The 23558-nt window shown below is 71.8% G+C and carries 20 protein-coding genes; 9 read left to right on the forward strand and 11 right to left on the reverse strand.

The window, feature by feature from the left end:
• Positions 1–537: 537 nt before the first annotated feature.
• A complete protein-coding gene (locus tag ACIQRW_RS13265) occupies positions 538–1212 on the forward strand; it encodes a transglycosylase SLT domain-containing protein (protein ID WP_403758512.1) in 675 nt (224 codons plus the stop codon).
• A 178-nt stretch (positions 1213–1390) separates the two neighbouring features.
• Positions 1391–3604, forward strand: a complete 2214-nt coding sequence (locus ACIQRW_RS13270) for a germacradienol/geosmin synthase (RefSeq protein WP_403758515.1) — start codon at positions 1391–1393, stop codon at positions 3602–3604.
• 78 nt (positions 3605–3682) lie between these two features.
• On the opposite strand, the gene ACIQRW_RS13275 is transcribed toward ACIQRW_RS13270, so the two are convergent.
• The 7 genes from ACIQRW_RS13275 to ACIQRW_RS13305 all read right to left on the reverse strand — a co-directional run bounded on the left by ACIQRW_RS13275 (position 3683) and on the right by ACIQRW_RS13305 (position 10522).
• Positions 3683–4240, reverse strand: coding sequence for a TetR/AcrR family transcriptional regulator (locus tag ACIQRW_RS13275; RefSeq protein WP_403758518.1), 558 nt, complete (start codon positions 4238–4240; stop codon positions 3683–3685).
• Positions 4241–4296: 56 nt separating this feature from the next.
• Positions 4297–5544, reverse strand: a complete 1248-nt coding sequence (locus ACIQRW_RS13280; RefSeq protein WP_403758521.1) for an MFS transporter — start codon at positions 5542–5544, stop codon at positions 4297–4299.
• Positions 5545–5758: 214 nt separating this feature from the next.
• Positions 5759–6259, reverse strand: coding sequence for a hypothetical protein (locus tag ACIQRW_RS13285; RefSeq protein WP_003971159.1), 501 nt, complete (start codon positions 6257–6259; stop codon positions 5759–5761).
• Positions 6260–6336: 77 nt separating this feature from the next.
• Positions 6337–7503: a thiolase domain-containing protein gene (locus ACIQRW_RS13290; protein ID WP_403758524.1), complete on the reverse strand. Its 1167-nt coding sequence runs from the start codon at positions 7501–7503 to the stop codon at positions 6337–6339.
• A complete protein-coding gene (locus ACIQRW_RS13295; protein ID WP_403758528.1) occupies positions 7496–8548 on the reverse strand; it encodes a thiolase domain-containing protein in 1053 nt (350 codons plus the stop codon). The genes ACIQRW_RS13290 and ACIQRW_RS13295 overlap by 8 nt, the downstream gene beginning before the upstream one ends.
• Positions 8549–9505 carry a Zn-ribbon domain-containing OB-fold protein gene (locus ACIQRW_RS13300; RefSeq protein WP_403758531.1) on the reverse strand — a complete coding sequence of 319 codons (957 nt, stop codon included), beginning with the start codon at positions 9503–9505 and terminating at the stop codon, positions 8549–8551.
• 216 nt (positions 9506–9721) lie between these two features.
• The gene (locus ACIQRW_RS13305; protein WP_403758534.1) at positions 9722–10522 is read right to left on the reverse strand and encodes a crotonase/enoyl-CoA hydratase family protein; all 801 of its coding nucleotides are present in this window, start codon (positions 10520–10522) and stop codon (positions 9722–9724) included.
• 169 nt (positions 10523–10691) lie between these two features.
• Between ACIQRW_RS13305 and ACIQRW_RS13310 the strand changes: the two genes are divergently transcribed.
• From ACIQRW_RS13310 to ACIQRW_RS13320, 3 genes are all read left to right on the forward strand, one after another.
• On the forward strand, positions 10692–12314 hold the full coding sequence (locus ACIQRW_RS13310; protein ID WP_403758537.1) for an acyl-CoA synthetase: 1623 nt from the start codon (positions 10692–10694) through the stop codon (positions 12312–12314).
• 313 nt (positions 12315–12627) lie between these two features.
• Positions 12628–13377: a hypothetical protein gene (locus tag ACIQRW_RS13315; protein WP_403758540.1), complete on the forward strand. Its 750-nt coding sequence runs from the start codon at positions 12628–12630 to the stop codon at positions 13375–13377.
• Positions 13378–13501: 124 nt separating this feature from the next.
• A complete protein-coding gene (locus tag ACIQRW_RS13320; RefSeq protein ID WP_403758543.1) occupies positions 13502–14119 on the forward strand; it encodes a hypothetical protein in 618 nt (205 codons plus the stop codon).
• Between the two features lie 158 nt (positions 14120–14277).
• Here the strand turns inward: ACIQRW_RS13320 and ACIQRW_RS13325 are convergent, their stop codons facing one another.
• Entirely contained in the window at positions 14278–14517 is a 240-nt protein-coding gene (locus ACIQRW_RS13325; RefSeq protein WP_403758546.1) for a hypothetical protein, read from the reverse strand.
• A 471-nt stretch (positions 14518–14988) separates the two neighbouring features.
• Here ACIQRW_RS13325 and ACIQRW_RS13330 point away from each other — a divergent pair, with 471 nt between their 5' ends.
• Genes ACIQRW_RS13330 through ACIQRW_RS13345 form a run of 4 tightly spaced genes read left to right on the forward strand, consistent with a single transcriptional unit; the run spans position 14989 to position 19818 of the window.
• Positions 14989–16260, forward strand: coding sequence for a polyprenyl synthetase family protein (locus ACIQRW_RS13330; RefSeq protein WP_403758549.1), 1272 nt, complete (start codon positions 14989–14991; stop codon positions 16258–16260).
• Positions 16257–17780, forward strand: coding sequence for a phytoene desaturase (locus ACIQRW_RS13335; RefSeq protein WP_403758552.1), 1524 nt, complete (start codon positions 16257–16259; stop codon positions 17778–17780). Before ACIQRW_RS13330 ends, ACIQRW_RS13335 begins: the two co-directional genes overlap by 4 nt.
• Positions 17777–18805 (forward strand): phytoene/squalene synthase family protein, encoded by a 1029-nt coding sequence (locus ACIQRW_RS13340; protein ID WP_403758555.1) that lies wholly within the window; start codon positions 17777–17779, stop codon positions 18803–18805. Before ACIQRW_RS13335 ends, ACIQRW_RS13340 begins: the two co-directional genes overlap by 4 nt.
• On the forward strand, positions 18802–19818 hold the full coding sequence (locus tag ACIQRW_RS13345) for a DUF5914 domain-containing protein (RefSeq protein ID WP_403758558.1): 1017 nt from the start codon (positions 18802–18804) through the stop codon (positions 19816–19818). Before ACIQRW_RS13340 ends, ACIQRW_RS13345 begins: the two co-directional genes overlap by 4 nt.
• 41 nt (positions 19819–19859) lie before the next feature.
• Here the strand turns inward: ACIQRW_RS13345 and ACIQRW_RS13350 are convergent, their stop codons facing one another.
• From ACIQRW_RS13350 to ACIQRW_RS13360, 3 genes are read right to left on the reverse strand one after another with little or no spacing between them, the layout of a single operon-like run.
• Positions 19860–21413, reverse strand: coding sequence for an FAD-dependent oxidoreductase (locus ACIQRW_RS13350; protein ID WP_403759424.1), 1554 nt, complete (start codon positions 21411–21413; stop codon positions 19860–19862).
• Positions 21413–22141, reverse strand: coding sequence for a class I SAM-dependent methyltransferase (locus tag ACIQRW_RS13355; protein WP_403758561.1), 729 nt, complete (start codon positions 22139–22141; stop codon positions 21413–21415). Before ACIQRW_RS13355 ends, ACIQRW_RS13350 begins: the two co-directional genes overlap by 1 nt.
• Positions 22138–23379, reverse strand: coding sequence for a lycopene cyclase family protein (locus tag ACIQRW_RS13360; RefSeq protein WP_403758564.1), 1242 nt, complete (start codon positions 23377–23379; stop codon positions 22138–22140). The genes ACIQRW_RS13355 and ACIQRW_RS13360 overlap by 4 nt, the downstream gene beginning before the upstream one ends.
• Between the last annotated feature and the right edge of the window lie 179 nt (positions 23380–23558).

Consider the following 23558-nt stretch of genomic DNA (forward strand, 5'->3'; position numbering starts at 1 on the left):
TGCCGAGAACCACGGTGACCAGACCACTGTGAAGAAGAAGCGCGCTGCGGGACCGGTGCCGACACACCGGTCCCGCAGCGCGCTGTCGTGCGTTCCGGGGCCTTTACGCCCCTCCCGGTCGAGCTGATGCCGACGCTCCCGGGCCGAGTCGCCCGAGGCTCCGTACGGCGGCGACGAGAGCCCTTCCGGGCCGTATCTCCCCGTGACCGGGCGTTGACCCTGTGCCGCCCCGGGGTCCCCCGCGGGTGAGGCCCGCCACGAGACCCACGTCACCTACGGCCTCCGGTAGTAGGCGCGAGCCCTCCCGTGCGGCGTAACGAACCGCCCATATGGCTCATAAATTGGCATCTCACGATGAAGAGTAGTAAAGGCGGTCATTGCTTCCCATGTCGGTGCCCGCTAACCATGGATTCCGGCAAGCACCGAGTACGAGCCAGCGTCGATCGCCCACCGGCGAGCCCGCGGCCCGGACATCCCGGTTCCTGCCGACGCGGCGCGAAGGCCGCGAAGCCCGTCCCCCATAGGAAGAGCTCACGCATGCCCCGCATCTCCACCCTGCGCATCACCCGCTCGCACAAGATCGCCACCGCCGTGCTCGTCGCGGCCGGTTCCGTCAGCGCCATAGCCGCCACCGGCGGCCCGAGCGAAGCGCAGACCACGGCGACCCGGTCCTCCATCTCCGTGGAGCCGGTCGCCGCCGCAGGCATCCCCACGGCGAAGGACGCGGCGGCCAAGAAGGCCGCTCAGGAGACCGCCGCCAAGGAAGCCGCCGCGAAGAAGGCCGCGGCCGCCCGCAAGGCGACCGCGGAGAAGGACGCCGCAGAGGCGCGCTCCGAGAAGCAGGCCGCCAACCGCTCCACCGAGCGCAAGGCCCCCGCGCCCAAGAAGTTCGCGAACAACCTCGACGGCTGGATCCGCGAGTCGCTCGACATCATGAAGAAGAAGAACATCCCCGGCTCCTACGAGGGGCTGCACCGCAACATCATGCGCGAGTCCAGCGGCAACCCGAACGCCGTTAACGACTGGGACATCAACGCGCAGAACGGCATTCCCTCCAAGGGTCTCCTCCAGGTGATCCAGCCCACCTTCGACACCTACCACGTCAAGGGCACCCCGAAGAAGCTCACCGACCCGGTCGCCAACATCACCGCCGCCGCCAACTACGCCGCGGACCGGTACGGCTCGATCGACAACGTCGACTCCGCCTACTGAGCGACCGGCTCCCGAACGACCGACTGACGAACGACCGCCTTCCGAGCACGCACCAACGCTGCGATTATGTGACTATTCGCCGTCGTGCGTGCTCCGTATGGCCGAAGGGTAGTGCTGCGCGGACACCACCGGTCCGCGCGTTTCCCCGCGTGGAGGCTTCTGGAAAGGCCTGACGCACATGGCACAGCCCTTCTCACTGCCGGACTTCTATGTTCCGTATCCGGCGCGGCTCAACCCTCACGTGGAGGCGGCACGCACGCACACCCGGGCGTGGGCCCGCTCCATGGGGATGCTGGAGGGATCCGGCATCTGGGAGGAGAAGGACCTGGAGGCGCACGACTACGCCCTCCTGTGCGCCTACACCCACCCCGACTGCTCGGCCGAGGCGCTCTCCCTGGTCACCGACTGGTACGTGTGGGTCTTCTTCTTCGACGACCACTTCCTGGAACTGTTCAAGCGCACGCCCGACCGGGAGGGCGGCAAGCGGTATCTGGACCGTCTGCCCGCGTTCATGCCGATGGAGCGCGGCGCCCCGACGCCGGAGCCGGAGAATCCCGTCGAGGCAGGCCTCGCCGATCTGTGGGCGCGCACGGTCCCCTCGATGTCGGACGCCTGGCGGGCCCGGTTCGCGGAAGCGACGGAGAACCTCCTCAACGAGTCCCTGTGGGAGCTCGCCAACATCCACGAGGGCCGCATCGCGAACCCCGTCGAGTACATCGAGATGCGCCGCAAAGTGGGCGGCGCGCCCTGGTCGGCGGGTCTGGTGGAGTACGCGGCCAACGCCGAGGTGCCCGCTTCGGTGGCCGACGCCCGCCCGCTGCGGGTGCTGCGGGACGCGTTCTCCGACGGGGTGCACCTGCGCAACGACCTCTTCTCCTATCAGCGTGAGGTGGAGGACGAGGGGGAGAACAGCAACGGCGTGCTGGTGCTGGAGAAGTTCCTCGGCTGCTCCACGCAGGAGGCCGCCGAGGCGGTCAACGACCTGCTGACCTCACGGCTCCAGCAGTTCGAGAACACCGCGCTGACCGAACTCGGCCCGCTCTGCGCCGAGAAGGGCCTGGACCCGGCGCAGACCGCGGCCGTGCTGGCGTACGTCAAGGGTCTCCAGGACTGGCAGTCCGGCGGCCACGAGTGGCACATGCGCTCCAGCCGCTACATGAACGGGGGCGGCGCGGGCGAGGCCGTGGCCGGCTTCGGCATGTCCGCCGCCTCCATCAGGTTCACGCTCCGCTCGGAGACCGCCCGGGCCCGCAGCCAGAGTCATGTGCCGTACCAGCACGTGGGTCCCTCGCTCCTGCCGGACTTCGACCTGCCGTTCGGGACGACGCTGAGCCCGCATCTGGAGGGGGCCCGGGTCCGGATCGTCGACTGGGCGCGGCGGATGGGCATCCTGGAGGCCCAGCCGGGCGTGCCGGGTTCGCACATCTGGGACGAGCGGCGGATCGTCGCGATCGACCTGCCGCTGTGCGCGGCGGGGCTGGATCCGGACGCGACCCCGGACGAACTGGACCTGTCCTCGGGGTGGCTGGCCTGGGGTACGTACGGCGACGACTGGTTCCCGGTCGTGCACGGGCGGGCCCGGGACCTGGCCGGGGCGCGGCTGGCCAACGAGCGGCTGTCGCTGTTCATGCCGCTGGACGGCGGGGGGACGCCGGAGCCGGTGAACGCCCTGGAGCGGAGTCTGGGCGACCTGTGGCGCAGGACGGCCGCTCCGATGGACCTGAGCGGGCGGCGCACCTTCCGGACGGCGATCGAGTCGATGACCGAGAGCTGGCTGTGGGAGCTGGCGAACCAGGCGCAGAACCGTATCCCCGATCCGGTGGACTACGTGGAGATGCGGCGGGCGACGTTCGGTTCGGACCTGACGATGAGCCTGTGCCGGCTCGGGCACGGCAGGAAGGTTCCTGACGAGGTCTACCGCAGTGGTCCGATGCGTTCCCTGGAGAACGCGGCGGCGGACTACGCGTGCCTGATGAACGATCTGTTCTCGTACCAGAAGGAGATCGAGTACGAGGGCGAGGTCCACAACGGCGTCCTGGTCGTGCAGAACTTCTTCGGCGTGGACTATCCGACGGGCGTGGCGATCGTGCACGACCTGATGAACTCGCGGCTACGGCAGTTCCTGCATGTCGCCGAGGTCGAACTACCGGTGCTGTACGACGACTTCGGCCTCGACGCCGAGGCCCGGGAGATCCTGGCTGGCTATGTGCAGGAGCTCAAGCACTGGATCGCGGGGATCCTGATCTGGCACCGGGGCTGCCGCCGCTACCGCGAGGAGGACCTGCGACAGGGCAACGACACCCCCTGGCATCTGAGCGGCCCCACGGGTCTGGGCACCTCGGCAGCGCGGGTGACCCGGATGATGGCCCAACTCGCGGGCAGCCCGGCGTAGTCCTCCGGGACGCGGCCCGCCGTACGGAGGAACGGACGGCGGGCCGCGACCGGTGGCGGAACCGGTCGGGGCGACGGCTCAGAGCAGGACGTGCCGGAGCACCGCCTCGAACTCCGCCGCCGTCGGCGGGGTGTCGGTCAGCAGCCCCTGGAGCAGCAGGCCGTCGATGACGCCCTTGAGCACCCGTACCCGGACCGGGTCGCCGGTGTAGCGGCGGCCGTACGCGGCGATGGCCTCCAGCCAGTGCCGCGTGGAGCCGCGGAGCTCCGGGCGGCGGGCCGCGAGCAGGTACAGCTCGTACTCCGCGAGCAGCCGTCCGGGGCCGTTGACGACCTTGGCCAGCAGCTCCGCGAGCGCGGTGATGCCCTCGGGGCCGCCGTCGGTCTCCTCGGCCAGCCGGAGCATGCGGTCCGCGTCCTGTTCCATGCAGCGGGTGAGCGCGCCGGTGAGCAGGTCGTCGATGCTCGTGAAGTGGTAGGCCGCGGCGGTGGCGGGCAGGCCCGCCTCGCGCGCGACCGCCCGGTGGCTGACGCCCGCGACTCCTTCCCGGGCGACCACCTGGAGCGTGGCCTCGATGAGTTCCTCCTTCCGTCGCTCGCCTTTGAGCAGGCGTCCGTCGGTCTGCGGTGCGTGCACGGTGCCTCCGGGCGTCGTGGTGGACGGTACGGCGGGTGTGCGGCGGCACGGGCCCGTCAGTGCGCGGGCCTTCCCGGAGCCTCGGCCGGTTCCCCGGCGTCGCGGTCCGCACGCTCCTGGAGACTCCGCTCCAGCGGACGCCGGGCGCACAACGCCGTCAGCAGGGCGGCCGCGCCCGCGGCGACGGCGACGACGAAGCCGCCGCCGGGACCGAAGCGGTCGACGATCGCTCCCGACACCGCGGCGCCGGACGCGACGCCCACGCTGAGCCCGGTGATGGCCCAGGTCATGCCCTCGGTGAGTGCGGCCGGCGGCACCGTCCTCTCCACCAGCCCCATCACCACGATCATGGTAGGCGCGAAGAAGAGACCCGCGAGGAACACGGCGGCGGACAGCGAGACGATGTCCCCGACGAGCAGCAGGGGAAGGGCCGTGAGCGCCGTCCCGGCGGTGCCGATGACGAGCAGCCGTGGCAGCGGCGTCGTGAGCTTGAGCGTCCCGAAGACCAGCCCGGCGACGGCGGATCCGGCCGCGTAGACCGAGAGGACGATTCCCGCGCCGGCGGGTGAGCCCTGCTGTTCGGCGAACGAGACGCTCACGACGTCGACGGTGCCGACGATGGCGCCGCCGGCCGCGAGTGTGAGGGCCAGCAGGCGGAGCGCTCCGCCGCGGATCGCCGAGCCGCTTCGCGGGTGGCCGGCGGCCGGCCGGACCACCGGGGGCTCGGTGCTCTTCTGCGGGACGAACATGAGGACGCCGAGTATCAGCAGCACCCCGGCGACCAGCGGCCCGGCCTCGGGGAACAGTGCGGTGCACAGGGCCACCGAGAGTGCGGGGCCCACGACGAAGGTGAGTTCGTCGACGACCGATTCGAGCGAGTAGGCGGTGTGCAGCCGGTCGGGGGCCTTGAGTGCGTGGGTCCAGCGGGCACGCACCATCGCCGCCATGTTGGGCATCGCGCCGGCCACCGCCGCGCAGCCGAACAGGGTCCAGGAGGGGGCGTCGTACCGGGCGCAGAGCAGCAGCGCGCCGAGCGCGATCACGCTCAGTCCGGCGACGGGCGGCAGCACCCGGCTCTGGCCCCGGCGGTCGACCGCCCGGGAGATCCGCGGACCGCACAGGGCCATGGACAGGGTGAAGGTGGCGGAGACGGCTCCGGCGAGACCGTAGTCACCGCGCATCTGGGACACCATCGCGATGATGCCGATGCCCGCCATGGACAGGGGCATGCGGGCGACGAACCCGGCGACGGAGAAGGCCCTCGATCCGGGCGTCCGGAACAGGGCGCCGTAAGGGTTGGCCATGCGCGGACCTCCGTGGGCAGACGTAGGGGCGACCCTTCGCGATGAACGATCAATCAACTTGAACGATCGCTACAACTTGAACAGTCGTTTAGTTTTCTACCCTAGCCCCTTCTCCCGGACCGCCGCCCACCCGGGCGGGGGAATGGCCGGATACGCGCCCGGACAACGGAAAAGGCCGCCCGGACGAATCCGGGCGGCCTTGCGCAGGGACGTTTCAGCCCTGCTGGAACAGCTCTGCGGGCAGCGGCTTGAGCAGGGTGTACAGATCGTCGGTGATCGGCCGGTCCCAGCTGGCGATGGTCACGAGGACACCGTCGCTGCGGTCGAACTGGACGCAGGCGATACGGCTCTCGGAGAGCTTGACGCGGCGGACGATCAGCAGGTTGTCGCCCTGCATGACGGGGACGTCCTCGGAGCTGACGACTTCGATCGGCTCGTCGTTCTCCAGGGCGAGGAGCAGTTGGGCCACCTCGAAGGGAACCTGGCCCTCCTCGGTCTCGCGGGCGGGCGAGCCTTCCGGGAGATTGCCGATGATCATCGCCGGGCCCCGGCCGCCGTACAGGTCGTAACGGAGGAAGACGCCCTGACAGCTGCCGTCGGGGGCGGGGAGCAGACCGGCGCCGAGGTTGCCGGGCCAGTCCCCGGGGTCCATGGCCAGGACGTCGAAGTCCGGGCCCGCGGGTGTTGCGGCGCTACGGCGGCGGAGGAAGGACATGCTGCCATGTTACGTGTCCCGGCTCACGTTGCGGAGCCGGGCCCGGGCCGCGCGGGACCGGGCCCACCCGCTCCCCCTCAGCCGGGCGGGGGCTCCGATCCGACCAGCCACATGGCGAAGAACTGTGCCCCTCCGCCGTAGGCGTGGCCGAGCGCCCTGGTGGCCCCGTCGATCTGGTGCTCTCCGGCCCTCCCCCGCACCTGGAGGGCCGCCTCGGCGAAGCGGATCATGCCGGACGCGCCGATGGGATTGGTGGACAGCACACCGCCCGAAGGGTTGACCGGGAGGTCGCCGTCGAGTTCGGTGACGCCCGCCTCGGTGAGCTTCCAGCCCTCGCCCTCCTCGGCGAATCCCAGGTTCTCCAGCCACATCGGCTCGTACCAGGAGAACGGCACGTACATCTCGACGGCGTCGATCTCCCGGCGCGGGTCGGTGATCCGGGCCTGCCGGTAGACGTCGGCGGCACAGTCCTTGCCGGCCTGCGGGGAGACGAAGTCCTTGCCCGCGAACAGGGTCGGTTCGCTGCGCATCGCCCCGCCGTGCACCCAGGCGGGCGGGTGGGGCGAGCGGGCCGCGCCGTCGCGGTCGGTGAGGATCATGGCGCAGGCCCCGTCGGAGGAGGGGCAGGTCTCGGAGTAGCGGATCGGGTCCCAGAGCATGGGGGCGGCCCGGACCTTCTCCAGGGTGATGTCGTGGTCGTGGAGGTGCGCGTAGGGGTTCTTCAGCGCGTTGCGCCGGTCCTTGTACGCGACGAGCGATCCGACCTCGTCGGGCGCTCCGGTACGCCGCATGTAGGCCCGCACGTGCGGGGCGAAGAAGCCGCCCGCGCCGGCCAGCAGCGGCTGTTGGAAGGGGACGGGCAGGGAGAGGCCCCACATGGCGTTGGACTCGGACTGCTTCTCGAAGGCGAGGGTGAGGACGGTGCGGTGCACGCGGGCGGCGACGAGGTTGGCGGCGACCAGTGCGGTGGAGCCGCCGACCGAGCCGGCCGTGTGGACGCGGAGCATGGGCTTGCCGACGGCGCCCAGCGCGTCGGCGAGGTAGAGCTCCGGCATCATGACGCCCTCGAAGAAGTCGGGGGCCTTGCCGATCACGACGGCGTCGATGTCGCTCCAGGTCAGCCCGGCGTCCTCCAGCGCCCGGACGGCGGCCTCGCGGACCAGTCCGGCGATGGACACGTCGTGCCGGGCGGCGACGTGCTTGGTCTGGCCGATGCCGACGACGGCGACGGGCTCCTTAGGCATGAGCGCTCTCCCCTTCCAGGACGGCGACCAGGTTCTGTTGCAGGCAGGGGCCGGAGGTGGCGTGCGCGAGCGCCCGGTCGGACTCGCCGCGGTGGATGCGGGCGGCGGCCTCGCCGAGCCGGATCAGCCCTGCGGCCATCACGGGGTTGGCGGCGAGCGCGCCGCCGGAGGGGTTGACGCGGACGTCGTCGCCGAGCCCGAGGGCCTTGCGCAGGACGACCTCCTGCGAGGTGAACGGGGCGTGCAACTCGGCTGTGTCGACCGGCCGTTCGAAGACTCCGGCGTGCTGGGCGGCGAGCCGTGCGGAGGGGCTGTCGGTCAGGTCGCGGACGCCGAGGCCGTGCGCCTCGATGCGGTGGTCGATGCCCCGGATCCAGGCAGGCCGGGCACACAGGGCGCGGGCGGTGTCCCCGGCGGCGAGGATCACGGCTGCGGCCCCGTCGCCGATGGGCGGGCAGTCGCCGGTGCGCAGCGGCTGGACGAGGTAGTCACCGGCGGGGACGTCGCCGGTGAGCTGGGCGTACGGATTGTCGGCGGCGGCGGTGCGGTTGCGGGCGGCGACCTCGGCGAGGGCGGGTTCGTCGGTGACGCCCGCGTCGATGAGGGCCTGCGCCTGGAGGGCGGCGAGGGCGACAGAGTCCGGCCAGAGCGGGGCGAGGTAGTAGGGGTCGAGCTGGCGGGTGAGGACGTCGCGGACCCGGCCGGGTGAGGACTTGCCGTAGGAGTAGACGAGCGCGGTGTCCGCCTCGCCGGTCTGGATCTTCACCCAGGCCTCGTACAGCGCCCAGGCCCCGTCCATCTCGACGTGGGACTCGGAGATGGGCGGATGCGCGCCGACGCCGTCGAGCGCCATGGTGAAGGAGAAGGCCCGCCCGGCGAGGTAGTCGGCGGAGCCGGAGCAGGTGAACCCGATCTCGTTCGCCTTGAGGCCGGTCGCGCCGAGCACCTCGTGGAGGACGGGCATCAGCAGGTCGACCTCGGAGAGTTCGTCGGTGTGCCGCCGGTGTGCGGTCTGGGCGAAGGCGACGATGGCTACGTCCCGCATCTACACCAGCTCCTTGTACGTGTCGTAGTCGGCGTCGGGCTCCCCGGTGGGCCGGTAGTGGTCCGGGTGGCGGGACCCCTCACCAGCACCGGTCCAGACGGGCTCGACGCGCAGCCCCATGCGCACCTGGTCGTACGGGATTCCGGCGATGCGCCCGTGCAGGGCCAGGTCCGCGCCGTCGAGGGCGATGTGGGCGTAGACGTACGGGACTTCGATGTCGAGATTCTTCGCTTTGATGTTGACGATGCAGAACGTGGTGACCGTGCCGCGCGGGCCGACCTCGACCTGTTCGGCGGTGGCGACCCCGCAGGTGGGGCAGGCTCCGCGCGGCGGGACGTAGACCTTGCGGCAGGCGGGGCAGCGTTCGCCGACGGTGCGGTGGCCTTCGAGGGCGGTGAGGTAGGCGCTCTGGGCGCGTCCCGGGGTGTGGACGTAGTCGAGGCGGGCCGGGGTGACGATGCCGGTGACGGGGTCGGCGAACTCCCCTGCGTGCTGGGTGGGTTCGGTGCTGACGGGCTCGCCGTCGTACGGTTCGAAGCAGGCGATGTCGGTGATGGCTCCGGTGCGCGTCGCGGCCCAGCGGATGCGGACGCGCATCCCGGTGCGCACGGCGTCCGGGCCCGGAGCGTCGAGTGCGTGCAGGAGCGCGGTGCCGGCCCCGTCGAGGCGGACGAGCACCCAGGCGAAGGGCGTGCCGAGCGGCTGGCCACGGCGCGGGTCCGGGTTCCAGGCCCAGGTGGTGACGGTGCCGGTGGGGGCGACCTCGACGAGGTCGCTGATCTCGTTCGCGGTGACGGGGTCGTACTCCACGGGCGGCACGAGCACCGTGCCGTCCTCCGTGCGGACGCCGAGGACGGTGCGTTCGCGCAGTCCGGTGAGGAAGGCGCTCTGGACGGGCCCGAGCGATCGGGTGAAGGGGAACTCGACCACCAGCGGGGCGCTGAGGACGTCGGACATGGCTACTGCCTCCTTGGCGAGAGGGACTAGGGCCTTTCGTTTGGATCAGGTCGGATGGGGGAGCGGGGTCCGGTGCGTGCAACTGCAAGGCGGCGGAGGGAGTCGCCGCGGAGCACGGGCGACCGACGACAACGGCGCAGGTGCGCGTGCCGGACCCCGCGAGCCCGACCTGATCCGGACGAGAGGCCCTGGGGCGGGGAGCCGAGTGCCCACCGCTCAGGCGCGCCGGTAGACGGGCGGCCGCTTCTCGGCGAATGCGCGAGCGCCTTCCTTGGCGTCCTCGGTGGCGAACACGGGCCAGCCACGCTTGAGTTCGGCGGCCAGCGCCTCGGTCTCGGTCAGCTCCGCGCCCTCGTAGACCGAGGCCTTGACGGCCTCGACGGCGAGCGGCCCGCAGGCGTTGACCTGTTCAGCGACGGCGAGGGCCTCCTCCAGCGCCGTTCCGTCGGGCACGACCCTGCCGATGAGTCCGATGGCGGCGGCCTCGTCGGCGGTGTACGCGCGGCCGGTGAGGAGCATTTCGAGGGCGTGGGTGCGGGGGATCTGGCGGGGCAGCCGGACCGTGGAGCCGCCGATCGGGAAGAGGCCCCGGCGGACCTCGAAGAGCCCGAAGGTGGCTCCCGCTCCGGCGATGCGGATGTCGGTGCCCTGGAGGATTTCGGTGCCGCCCGCGACACAAGGACCCTCCACCGCGGCGATCACCGGCTTGCGCGGGCGGTGGTGGCGCAGCATCGCCTTCCAGTGGAGGTCCGGGTCGGCGGTCATCCGCTCCCGGTACTCCTCCCCCTCCATTCCGCCGCCCGCCAGGGCCTTGAGGTCCATGCCGGCGCAGAACGCGCCGCCCGCTCCGGTCAGGACGACGGAGCGGACCGTGTCATCCGCGTCGGCCGCGAGCCAGCCGTCGTACAGGCCGACGAGCATCGGCAACGAGAGCGCGTTCTTGGCCTGTGGTCTGTTCAAGGTGAGCACCAGCGTGGCGCCTTCGCGCCGCACGGTGAGGTGTTCCGTACCGCCCATGACCGACTCCTGTTCTCCAGACCTGGAACAGGTTGCAGGAGGAGGGGACGCAGTTCAATAGATTTCTGACAGCTCGTCAGATTCTTTCGACGCCACCTCTTCCCAGTTGTGCCGCCCGGCGCTCTAATGACGGCCGAGTCGCCAGTCACCCCCGGGGTCAGGAGGAACGGTGGAGTACAACCTTGCCGACCTGTTCGAATCGGTCGTCGACGCGGTGCCCGACCGCGAGGCGCTCCTGTACGTCGACCATCCCGGTACGGGCGCCGAGCGGCGGCTCACGTACGCGGAGCTGGACGCCGCCGCCAACCGGATCGCCCACCACCTGATCGACGCGGGGATCCGGCCGGGCGAGCACCTGGGGCTGCACCTCTACAACGGGGTCGAATACCTCCAGACGGTACTGGGAGCCCTCAAGGCGCGGATCGTTCCCGTGAACGTCAACTACCGTTACGTCGAGGAGGAGTTGGCCTACCTCTACCGGGATGCGGACCTGGCGGCGCTGGTCTTCGACGGCGAGTTCGACGAGCGGGTCGCGGCGGCCGCGCCGCAGGCCCCGGGCCTGCGCCACCTCGTCCGGGTGGGGCACACCCCCGCCGCTCCCCCGGCCGTGCCGGTCGTGCCGTTCACCGAGGCGGAGGCGTCGGGCGCGGCCGGGCGCGGCTTCGCACCCCGCTCGGCCGACGACCAGTTCATCATCTACACCGGCGGCACGACCGGGATGCCGAAGGGTGTGATGTGGCGTCAGGAGGACCTGTTCTTCTCGGGCCTGGGCGGCGGCGCCCCGACCGGCGACCCGGTGAAGAGCCCGCAGGAGCTGGCGGAGCGGGTCGCCGCGGGCGGCGACGGGATCACCTTCTTCCCCACCCCGCCACTGATGCACGGGACCTCCACGCTGACCGCGTTCATCGGCTTCAACTTCGGCCAACGCGTCGTCGTGCACCGCAAGTTCGTTCCCGCCGAGGTGCTGCGGACGATCGAGAAGGAGAAGGTCACCAGTGTCTCACTGGTCGGCGACGCGATGCTGCGCCCACTGATCGACTGTCTGAAGGGGCAGTTGCGCGGAACGGACTGCTCGTCACTGTTCTCCGTCTCCAGCTCCGGGGCGATCATGTCGGACTCGGTGCGGGCGGAGTTCCAGGCGCTCGTGCCGACCGTGATGCTGCTGAACAACTTCGGTTCCTCGGAGTCCGGTTTCAACGGCACGGCCACCGCCGACTCGGGACCGGAGAAGGGTTTCCGGGTGCAGGTCAACGCCCGTACGGCCGTGGTCGATCCGGTGACGTACGAGCCGGTCGCCCCGGGCGAGCCGGGCCGCATCGCCCAGCGCGGGCATGTCCCGCTCGGCTACTACAACGACCCGGCCAAGACCGCCGACACCTTCTTCCGCAGGGGCGAGGAGCGGTGGGTGCTGCTGGGCGACATGGCGACCGTGGACGCGGACGGCATCGTCACCGTGCTCGGCCGGGGCTCCCAGTGCATCAACACCGGGGGCGAGAAGGTGTATCCGGAGGAGGTCGAGCAGGCACTCAAGTCCCATCCGGACGTGTACGACGCGCTCGTCGCGGGCGTACCCGACGAACGCTGGGGCAACCGGGTCGCCGCCGTGGTCCAACTACGCGAGGAAGCGCGCGCGTTGACCCTGGACGAGATACAGGTGCACTGCCGTACCCGGCTCGCCGGCTACAAGATCCCCCGCGCGCTGGTGCTCGCCGACCGGATCCAGCGCTCGCCCAGCGGCAAGGCGGACTACCGCTGGGCGAAAGCGGTGGCGGCGGGGGCCGACCGGCCCTGAGGGGCCGCTGTCGGCATCGCTCGCGACTGGGGGCGGGCACAGCGGTTGCGGTCCGGGCGCTGATGGTCAACGCCCGGTCGCCGATCGTCAAGGACAGAGCGGGTGGTGATCCGCAGACTGGTGAGTGTCGGGACGCTCGGCGCCACGGGGGTGCGCCGTGCGCCCGACCCCACACTGCCCGAGGTAGCCGAGGTGTTCGCACCTCCCGCGGACTCCACCGCCTGCACCCGCCGGGCTCGGGGCGCAGTCCGCCCCACAGCTCCGCCCCGCGCCGGGCCGGGGGCCGCCCCTCCGGCGACCGTTTGCTGCTCCTGTGTCCCGCCCCCTCCAGCCCTTGCCCGCTCTGTCCGGAACAGCGAAGCTGGGGCTGGTGATCTTCCCCCTCATCGTTGATCGGATCTTCGCTGACCGTTCCCGCGCCGAGATCGGCCGGTCCATCCTCACCGTCCCGGCTCCCGGCGGCACGCACGTTGTCATGGGCGGCCAGGATCGGACCGGCTCGGAGGCCGGGTACCCGATCGGGGTCTATGCCACGCCCGCCGGAGAAGCCCATGTCCTCGACCCGGCCGACGAGGTTCCGGCCCTGGGATGGCTTCGAACGGCCCGGCCGTTGCGAGCGGCGGCCTTCCACCCCGTCCTGCCGCTGCTAGGGCGTGTTTCGAAAGTCCCGCCTGCTCGGCGACGCCTGGCACGCACGCTCGCCGCGTTGTCGGGATCACCCCGATACATCCAGTATCGGGGCGACCCTCCGCCTTGCGATCGCACGCACCAGACGCCGCCGAGCCCGCCCTCCGGGCGGACGGCGCTACTTTCGAAACACGCCCTAGCCCTCGGCACGGGCTCGTACGACGGCGGCTACTTCTTCGAGGGCGCGCTGATTCTCCTCGACCTCGCGTCGGGCGAACACCGTGACCTCTTCGCGGACGACTGCCGGCGGGAGGTCCGCTCCCTGCAGTGGCTGGACGCCCACACCCTCCGGCTGCTGCTCGCCCCGCCCGACGACTGGGAGGACCGGGCCGCCTGGTCCGAAGGCCACCACGTAGACCTCACCCGCTCCGACTGAGGACCTGTACGGCCCTCGCGTCCCGGCTCTCCCGCCCCAGCCCACCCCGCCCGTCGCGACACCCGACCCGAACAGACGGTCCTGGAGTCTGTTCCGGCACGGCCACCACGCGGTCTTCCGGGACATGCCGCGCCCCGTCTGTACCTGCGACTGCCCCTGGGACGACGACGCGGACTGCGCGTGCGCCTGTGCCTGCCCCTTGTGCTCCGTCGACAGCGAGGTCGAGGACGAGGAGGTGTGGTTGACGGTGGTCGAAGCCGAGCCCACCGCCGATCCGACACGCCTCGCGTTCCCGGGCGCCGAACGCTGCCGGCGCCTCTTCCCCTGGTCCTGGGAGCCAGGAGAGACCCACTTCGGCGGCCCCGGAGTGTGGATCGGGGAGACGGACCTGGTGATGGCCACCGTTCGGTACGACGGCAGCGTGGGCGTACCGAAGCAAGGGTTCGTGACCTGCCGTCCGATCGGCCAGGACCCCTCGGGCACCCCCCGGTGGGTGTTCCGCGTCGACCGCACCGCGACCGCGCTCGACATCGACCCTTCCACCGACACCGTCCTCGTGGCCCTGAGCAACGGTGAGCTGATAGCCCTGGACGCGACGACCGGCACGCTCCGCGCCCGAGGACACGTCCATGTTCGCGGGGTCCCCGTCATTCCCACCGCCGTGACCGTCACCGGCCCCGGCCGCCTCCTCCTGGGCACCGGCGACGGCCGCGTCCTGACCTGTCGCCCGGGACCGAGCTGACGCCCGAGCGTCCTGCTCGCACGTCTCGCGCTGCGGCGGCGTGCGCGGGCCCGCGGTCCTTTCGGCGCGGGATGGCACGGGTGAGGGCCCGCTCCCGTGGTGGAGCGGGCCCTCACCCGTTCTGGAACAGCTGCTGCCAGGTGCGCCCGGCTGCCGGGTCAGCGGACGAAGTAGCCGCGCTCGGCGTCGAAGTAGGCCTTCTGGCCCTTGATGTAGGTGATCCCGTACGGGCCGCCGAGGTTGCGGTACTCGCCGCTGGCCCAGCCACCCTCGATCTCCGCGTGGCCGCCACCGGCCGGGCCCTCCCAGCCGTTCGTCCCCAGCGCGGAAGCCGGGCCCGCCGCGACAAACCCGGCCGCGGCGACAGCCGCCAGCGTGATCGCGATACGACGCATCATGACCGCTCTCCTTCATGTCTTCGGTACGTGCAGTGCGACCACACTGACCGATGAAACAACCGATGGCATATGCGGCACGCGGGTACTCCGACAAGGAGCACCTGTTCGGCCCCAGCAGCGGATCGCCCGTCGTAGGCGTACTCCTCCCGAGCTCACAGGACAATCGCCCATCTCAACTCGCCCATCTCATCGGGTGCCGAGGTTGAACGGCTGCCTCAGTGGTGTCGCAACGGGGGCGGGCCGGCGTGCGCCCGTTCACGTGGGCCAAACGGGCGTGGTGGCCGCCGTCATGACGTGTCCGGGGTGTTTCTCCGCCGGGAGTGCGCGGCCGGCGTGATCGTCTCTGTATCAGTGCCTGCCTTCGCGCGGCGCGAACTCCCGATCGGCAGTGCACGAAGGCACGTACCGGGGTACGCGCGTGGGCGGAGTGACGAGTCGTTCGTCATCACCACTGATCTCGGAAGGCGTGAGATGGGCCGTCCCCAGCCTGAGGAACACTCGTTCGGCGAGTCTTCGCGCCCGGCCCACAAGATGGGCGGGCACCGCCACCACGCCCCGTCGTCCGAGGACGCCCGGGTCGTGGACTCGGACGTGGTCGATGCTGTCCTGCGCACCGCGCGGGCAGTGCTGGCGGAGCGGATCGACGAGGCGATGCGGAGCGACGCCTTGTTCTGCGAGGAGTTGGCGCGGCGGGTCGCCGACTTCACGCTGGAGGGCGGTAAGCGGATGCGGCCCCGCCTCCTGTGGTGGGGGATGCGCTCCTGCGGTGCGGCGGAGACCCCGGCGGCGCTGCGGCTCGGGGTGGCGCTGGAGCTGATCCAGAGCTGCGCGCTGATCCATGACGATGTGATGGACCGCTCCCGGCTCCGCCGGGGGAAGCCTGCCGTGCACATCGGTCTGGCAGAGCGTGCGGGTCTCTCGCCGGATTCCGAGCGGGGTTCCGTCTTCGGCACCTCGGCCGCCGTGCTGGCGGGTGACCTCGCACTGGCCTGGGCCGACGACACGGTGGCAGAGACCGTACTGTCCGCCGTCCAGCGTCGTCGGATCGGCACCTTGTGGCGAGCCATGCGAACCGAGATGGTCGCCGGACAGTACCTGGATCTGCGCGGCCAGGTCAGTGGTGGGTCATCAGTGGAGCAAGCCTTACGGACCGCCTGTCTCAAGAGCGCTTCGTACTCCGTCGAGCGGCCCCTGGCTCTCGGTGCCGCCCTGGCGGGCGCCGATGAACGGACCACCGAAGCTCTGCGCTCCGCCGGCCGGTGTGCCGGTATCGCCTTTCAGCTGCGGGACGATCTGCTCGGGGTCTTCGGGGACCCGGCGCTGACCGGGAAGCCGTCCGGCGACGATATCCGCGAGGGCAAGTCGACCTATCTGCTGGCTGTCGCCCGGGGGCGGGCCGAAGCGGCGGGCGACGAACAAGCACTGGCGGTACTCGGCCGCGTCCCGGGCAACGCCGACCTCACCGAGGAGGATCTCGCGGACGTACGCGGCGTGCTCGAGGTGACGGGGGCGCGCGCCCATGTGGAGCGGAAGGCGGAGCGCCTCAGCGACCACGCCTTACATCGTCTGGGGCAGGCCGTCGACGTGGATTCGCACGGCGGCCGCCAGTTGCTCGGTCTGCTCCGCACGGTCTCCGGGGAGCGGACCGGCCACTCCCCCACCGCCGGCGAGACGCACGGTCCCGGCACCGGTTCGGCAGTTACCGCCCGGGTCCTGAGCGGCCGAAGGAGGTACACCAGGTGATCACGGTCAAGGGGCCCGTCGACCACGTCGTGGTGGTCGGTGCCGGTCTGGCAGGACTGGCCTCCGCACTGCACCTGCTGGGCGCGGGCCGCCGCGTGACGGTCGTCGAGCGGGAAGGCGTGCCCGGGGGCCGGGCCGGGCTGCTGGAGTCGGGAGGCTTCCGTATCGACACCGGGCCGACCGTGCTGACGATGCCGGACCTCGTGGAGGAGGCCTTCGCCGCGGTCGGGGAGCGGATGGCCGACCGGCTGGAGCTGATCAGGCTGGCCCCCGCCTACCGGGCCCGGTTCGCCGACGGTTCCCAGCTCGACGTGCACACCGACGGTGCTGCGATGGAGGCCGCCGTCGAGGAGTTCGCGGGGGCCCGGCAGGCGGTCGGCTACCGGCGGCTGCGGATCTGGCTGGAGCGCCTCTACCGGGTGCAGATGCGCCGTTTCATCGACACCAACTTCGACTCACCGCTCCAGCTCGCCCATCCCGACCTGGCCCGCCTCGCGGCGCTCGGCGGTTTCGGCCGGCTCGACGCGCGGATCGGGCACTTCGTCTCGGACGAACGGCTGCGCCGGGTCTTCTCCTTCCAGGCGCTGTACGCGGGCGTGCCGCCGGCCCGGGCGCTGGCCGCGTACGCGGTGATCGCCTATATGGACACGGTGGCCGGTGTGTACTTCCCCCGGGGCGGCATGCACGCGTTGCCCCGGGCGATGGCGGACGCGGCCGCCGACGCGGGAGCCGCCCTCCGCTTCGGGCAGAGGGTGACCCGGCTGGAGCGCTCGGGCGACCGGGTCACCGCTGTCGTCACCGACCAGGAGCGCATTCCGTGCGACGCGGTCGTCCTGACCCCTGATCTCCCCATCAGCTACCGACTGCTCGGCCGCAGCCCGCACCGCCCCCTGCCCTTACGGCATTCGCCGTCCGCGGTGATCCTGCACGCGGGCACGGACCGCACCTGGCCGGACCTGGCGCACCACACCATCTCCTTCGGCGCGGCCTGGAAGAGCACCTTCCACGAACTCACCCGCACCGGGAAGCTGATGTCGGACCCCTCGCTCCTCATCACCCGGCCCACGGCGAGCGACCCCTCTCTCGCCCCGCCGGGCAAGCACCTCCACTACGTGCTGGCTCCCTGCCCGAACACCGAGGTCGGGCCCGGCGTACGGGAATGGCGGGAGCTGGGACCCCGCTACCGGGACGAGCTGGTGGCCGAGCTGGAGCGCCGCGAGATGCCCGGTCTAGGCGCGGCGATCGAGGAGGAGGGGCTGGTCACACCGGTCGACTGGACCGCACAGGGGCATGCGGCGGGCACCCCCTTCTCCGTGGCCCACACCTTCCCCCAGACCGGACCCTTTCGGCCGCGCAACCTGGTGCGGGGCACGGTCAACGCCGTCCTCGCCGGTTGCGGCACCACGCCCGGTGTCGGCGTGCCGACCGTCCTGATCTCCGGGAAGCTGGCGGCGGAGAGGATTACCGGCCCCCGTATCGCCCGAACCCCGCGCCCTGCCCCGGGAGGTTCCAGCGCATGACCGTCCACGAACTCGACGCAGCAGGCATCCACGACCCCGCGCTCCGGGCCGCGTACACCCGCTGCCGCGGGCTCAACGCACGTCACGGCAAGACCTACTTCCTCGCGACGCGGCTCCTGCCCGTCGACCGGCGGCCGGCCGTCCACGCCCTGTACGGCTTCGCCCGCCGGGCCGACGACATCGTCGACGATCTCGACAGCGCAGCCACACCAGGGGAGCGCGCCCGCGCCCTGCTCGCCCTGGAGGCCCAGCTGGAGGCGGGGCTGCGGGGGGCCCGGGCCGCCGAGCCGGTGATCCGTGCCCTGGCCGACACGGCGGGCCGGTACGACATCGACCATCGGCACTTCACCGACTTCCTGTCCTCCATGCGCAGCGACCTGACGGTCGGCGGCTACGCCTCGTACGAGGAACTCGGCCGGTACATGCACGGCTCGGCCGCGGTGATCGGCCTTCAGATGCTGCCGGTGCTCGGGACGGTGGTGGCGCGCGAGGATGCGGCACCGCACGCGGCCGCGCTCGGTGTCGCCTTCCAGTTGACCAACTTCCTGCGGGACGTGGGTGAGGACCTGGACCGGGGACGGCTCTATCTGCCGGCCGAGCTGCTGGCCGCGCACGGGGTGGACCGGGACCGCTTCGAGTGGAGCCGGAGCACGGGGATGCCGGACAGCCGGATCACCGACGTCATGCGGGCTGCCGCAGCCCACAACCGGGCCGTCTACCGGGCCGCTCTGCCCGGCATCGCGATGCTCGCCCCGGTGTCCCGGCCCTGCATCCGTACGGCGTTCGTGCTGTACAGCGGCATCCTCGACGCCATTGAGGCGGACGGGTACGCGGTCCTGCACCGCCGTGCGGTCGTCCCGCGCCGACGGCGTGCCGCCGTGGCGCTGGACGGTCTGGTGCGGGCGGTCGCCGTACGCACGGCGCGCCGGGGCCGGGCGGACGCGGCCGCGGCGGTCCGGTCCGCCGAGCTGTCCCGGCGGCGGGCGGTCGGCGGACCGGCCCCGGTGCGGAGGGAGGCCGTATGAGCCCGGCGGCAGGACGCCCACGATCCGGCCGTCTTCCCTTGCGGCTGCGGCGCGCGCCCGTCCCGTGGGAGCGTCAGGCACCCACGTGGCGCGAAGCGAAACCCTGGCTCATCACGGAGGCCCTGAAGCGTGCGCAGAGCAGGCCTTCCGGCAATTGGTACGTCATCGGCGCCTCGCGCGCCCTTCCTCCCGGCAAGGCCCTCGGGGTCACGGTCGGCTCCACCGAGGTGGTGGCATGGCGCGACGGCGAGGGAAAGCTCCGCTCCGGTCCGGGTGCGTGCCCGCATCTGGGGGCGCCGCTGCGCGACAGCCCCGTCCGCTGCGGCACGCTGGTCTGCCACTGGCACGGACTCGCACTGAACGGCGGGCCGTTCGCCGGATGGGAGCCCTATCCCGCCTTCGACGACGGAGTCCTTCTCTGGGTGCGGCTCGACCGCCTGGGGGGCGAGCCCCCTTCGGAACGTCCCCACGTACCCTCCCGGCCGAGGGTGCGCGACGCCGTGGAGGCGGTCTACTCCGGCGTAGGCCGCTGCGAGCCGGAAGACGTGGTGGCCAACCGCCTCGATCCGTGGCACGGCGCGTGGTTCCATCCGTACTCCTTCGTGGACCTGACGGTGACGGGAACGCCCGCCGACAGCCCGGCGGACGACGACGGGTTCACCGTCGACGTGTCCTTCAAGGTGGCCGGGCGACTGGTGGTGCCGGTGCGGGCCCGGTTCACGGCGCCCGAGCCCCGTACGGTCGTCATGCACATCGTCGAGGGCGAGGGCGCGGGGTCCGTCGTGGAGACCCACGCCACGCCCCTCGCTCCGGACGAGCGGGGCGAGCCCCGCACGGCCGTGACGGAGGCACTGGTCGCGGCGTCGGACCGTCGTGGGTTCGCCGTGGCCCGGGCGGCCGCCCCGCTGCTGCGCCCCCTGATGCGTGCCTCGGCCGGCCGGTTGTGGCGGGACGACCTGGCGTACGCGGAGAGGCGCTGGGAACTCCGCGACAGGGGGACGTTCCCGGCCTGACGAGCGGCCCCTTTCGTGAAGCTCCGCGCACGGCTCCTCCGTCAGTCGGCCAGCGCGGCGAGCCGGCGCAGAACGGCCGACCGTCCCGCGCGCGGGACGGTCCAGAGCGTCTGACCCCGTACGCCCCACCGTTCCAGCAGGGCGTTCGCGGCGAGGAATCCGCTGGTGGCCGCGCGTTCCATCAGGGCCACGGGCAGCTCGGTGCGGACCATGTCCCCGGCCACGGTGACCGCGGGGTCGGGGCTGCGCACGCCTGGCCGGTCCCGGTAGCCGTCCACCGGGAACATGGGGCAGTCCGCCCGCCATTCGTGGCGCTCGTCCACGAGGCGGGCGCTCCGGGTCTCCGGGTAGACGCGGTGCAGTTGCCTGAGCGTCTCGTCCTGTACGGCGGACCGGTCGGCGTCCGGTGCGACGGCGTAGGCGTGCAGCTCGACGACCGAGCCCCTCGTGCGCCGGGCCCAGCGGGCGGCCTCTCCCTCCCAGCGGTCGAGGACGCTCACGTTGTCCAGCGGACCGTAGCCGCTGGTGCCCAGGAATCCCTGCCGGTCGTGTGCCACGGGCCGGTCGAGCCAGAGCCGTGAGACCAGGAACGGCGGGGCGGTGCGCAACCGTGCGATCCGTGCGCGCCAGTCGGTGTCGCCCAACTCGTCAGACGCGGCGACGAGGCGGCGCAGGCCGCCGCTGTCCAGGGCCAGGACGAGGGCGTCGTACCGGGTGGTGCGGTCGTCTGTCGTGAGGTCCAGCCCACCGTCGGGCAGGGGGCGAACCTCCCGGACCGGTGTCCGTGTCCGTACGTCGACGCCGTGGACTTCCAGGTAGCGGTGCAGCGGGTCCCACAGGGCTGTGGGGAATGGTTCGCCGGGCACGTCGAAGAGCAGGCCCTCGCTGGAGCCAAGGAAGTAGATGTGGAACATCAGCGCCAGTTCGGCCGCGGACAGTTCACGCGGGTCGGCGAAGAAGCTGCGGGAGAAGACCTCGAACGCCAGGTGGTGGGCGGCTTCCGGGAAGCGGATGCGGTGGAGGAAGTCGGTGGCGCTGATCCCGTCGAGCCGTTCGTAGACCTCGGGCACCCGCACGTCCAGCAGCCCCAGAGCCGCCCCCGGTTTCATCCGGATGAGGTCCCCCAGGCCGAAGGTGGGGCTGAGGGCGACGAACCCCATGGCGCTGAGCGGAGGCGTGCGCGGCACCCGGGCGAAGCTGTCCCGCAGACCGGAGCTGTGCCGCAGCGGATAGTCGGGCAGCCGGGTCAGGGAACCGAGGTCCGGGTCGACCCGACGCAGAAGTCCGCGCAGGTTGTAGTACTGCCGGAAGAACGCGTGGAACCCGCGGCTCATCGTCACCGTGGTGCCGTCGGCGAGCTCGGTGGGCCACCCCGCCAGCCTCCCGCCGAGGCCCGGTTCGCGCTCGTGGAGAGTGACGCGTGCTCCGCGTTCGGCCAGGAGGGTGGCCGCCGCGATCCCCGCGATGCCGCCGCCCACGACCGCCACCACGGGCGCGTGCCCCGTGAACCGGGCGCGGCCGGCCGGTGCCGGCACGACTGCCGCCCGCCGGTCCCGGCCGTGCCGGTGCCCCCTGCCGCTGTCCCGCGGGAACATCACGCCTGTACCCCCGGGCCGACGGTGGTGCGACCGACGAAGGTGTGGGTGATGCCGGTCTGCCAGCCGGGCAGCGGGAGGACGCGTACGTCGGTGAAGCCGACCCGGCGCAACCGCTGGGCGAACGCGGGAGCCGTGTCGAACCGGGTGACACTGTCCCGGAGGTGTTGGTAGAGGTCGGCGTCGCCGGCGAGCCGGCCGGCAGGCTGGATGATCAGCGAGCAGACCGCTTTCCACACGGCCCGGTGGACGGGGGATCCGCTGAGCGTGTACTCGTGGACGGCGAGGCGGCCGCCCGGTACGAGCAGACCGCGCACGATGCCGAGGGCCTCGCCGGGGTCGGCGATGTTGCGGAAGAGGTAACCGGCGAACACCGCGTCGAAGGAACCGGATTCCAGCCGTCCGGCCAGCTCCTCGACCGGGTGATGCGCGAAGTCGACGCCTTGCGGCCAGTTCTTGGCCGTCGCGCGGTCCAGCATGCCTGCGGACGCGTCGACTCCGGTGATCCGGGCGCGGGGAGCGGCAGCGAGGAGCGCGGCCGTGGAAGCGCCCGTGCCGCATCCCAGGTCGAGCACGCGCAGCCCGCGTCCCCCCTCCGGCAGGCCCAGTCGGTGTGCGGAGCGGCGCAGGTGCGCGTGGTAGCCGGGGCTGGCCGCGACAAGGCGGTCGTAGGCGGCGGAGCCGTGGTCGAAGGCCTCGGACAGCGCGTCACCGCGCAACAGGGTCATGGGGTGCTCTCTTCGGTGTCGGTCGGTGAGGGGGAAGGCGGAGCCGCCGGGTGTTCACGTCGGGTTCTGAAAGGGAGTTCGAAGACGGTCCGCAGCATGGGGGCCATCGGTGTCCGCAGGCCGATGAGCAGGTCCTCGTGCAACTGCGAACTGCCGTCCATGAAGCTCAGCAGCCGCTCGCCGGGAACGCCGCTGAAGAGGCGGCTGAAGAAGTCCGCACCGTCCACCCTGCCGCTGTCCAGGGCCCGCAGCAGCACGGCGTCCATCATCCGCGCCCGCCGCCCGTACGGGGCGGGCATGCGCAGGGGGCGTCCGGAGCGCAACTGACCGGCGATGGCCCGGCTCTGTCGCTGGACGGCCGCGAAGGTGTAGCCGGTAGACGGGCGGGTCGCGCCTCCGGCGGTGCCGATGCGATACACCGAACGCCCCTGCTTGTGCGGGAAGCGGCCGTCCGTCATGGGGATGACGCCGTGCTCCTGTGCCGTGACGTCGAACGGCCCGAGCCCCAACACGTCGTGGGTGTAGTGGCGCAGGGCTCGCCGGTAGCCGTCGGTGTCCAGCGGGGCAGGCGAGAACTCGGTGTACTCGACCAGCGCGGTGTGCGGGTCCAGCGGCAGGACATAGCCGAACGAGAGCCCGCGAGCGGGCTGCGGCGTGCGGAAGTCCATCAGGTCCGCGGTCTCCGGATCGAACACGGGACGCTCGGTGCGGACGAACCAGCCGGTGAAATGCTGGAGCAGCGTCGTGCGAGCGGGCGGCAAGCGGAGGGACGGCCGGGAGTCGAACACGAGACGGCCACTCACGAGGACTCGTTCACCGCACGCGACCTGGGTCAGCACCTCACCGCCGGCACCGGACGGGACGTCGCGTACGGCACTCACCGTCGCCTCCATCCGGCACAGGGCCGGTGCACGGGACAACCGTTGCTCGACCAGTGCTTCGAAAGCGTCCGAGCACAGCATCTTGTAGTGCAGCCGCGAGAGCTGGGCCACCGTGGAGGCCCCGTCGGCCGCCCGGACCCGCAGCCGAGGCCAGGAAGCGGCCAGACTCGGATCGTAGGGCCCGCCCGGCGGCTCCCAGAAGCACCAGGTCCGCGGGGGCGCTCTCAAAGGCCCCGGCGGGGCGTCGACGAGGGCGACCGACAAAGGTACGTCGCTGCCCGGTGCGCAGAGGTGGTACGCCAGGCTCATCCCGGCCGCACCCGCGCCCACGATGACAACGTCGAAGTCAGCGGGCACGGCATTCCTCTCGGTCGGACAGGCACGAACCCTCGCAGTGCGAGCGAAGCCGACGCCCTTCACATCGAAACGCCGGCGGGCCGGGTGCCAGGCGACCGTATCCCGCCGTGCCGTCTCCCACCCGGCATGCTCGGCCGCTCACACCTGAGTGGCCGCACCGATGGGCCGCTTCCCCACCG

This window comes from Streptomyces sp. NPDC091287 (assembly GCF_044768525.1).
GTDB lineage: Bacteria > Actinomycetota > Actinomycetes > Streptomycetales > Streptomycetaceae > Streptomyces.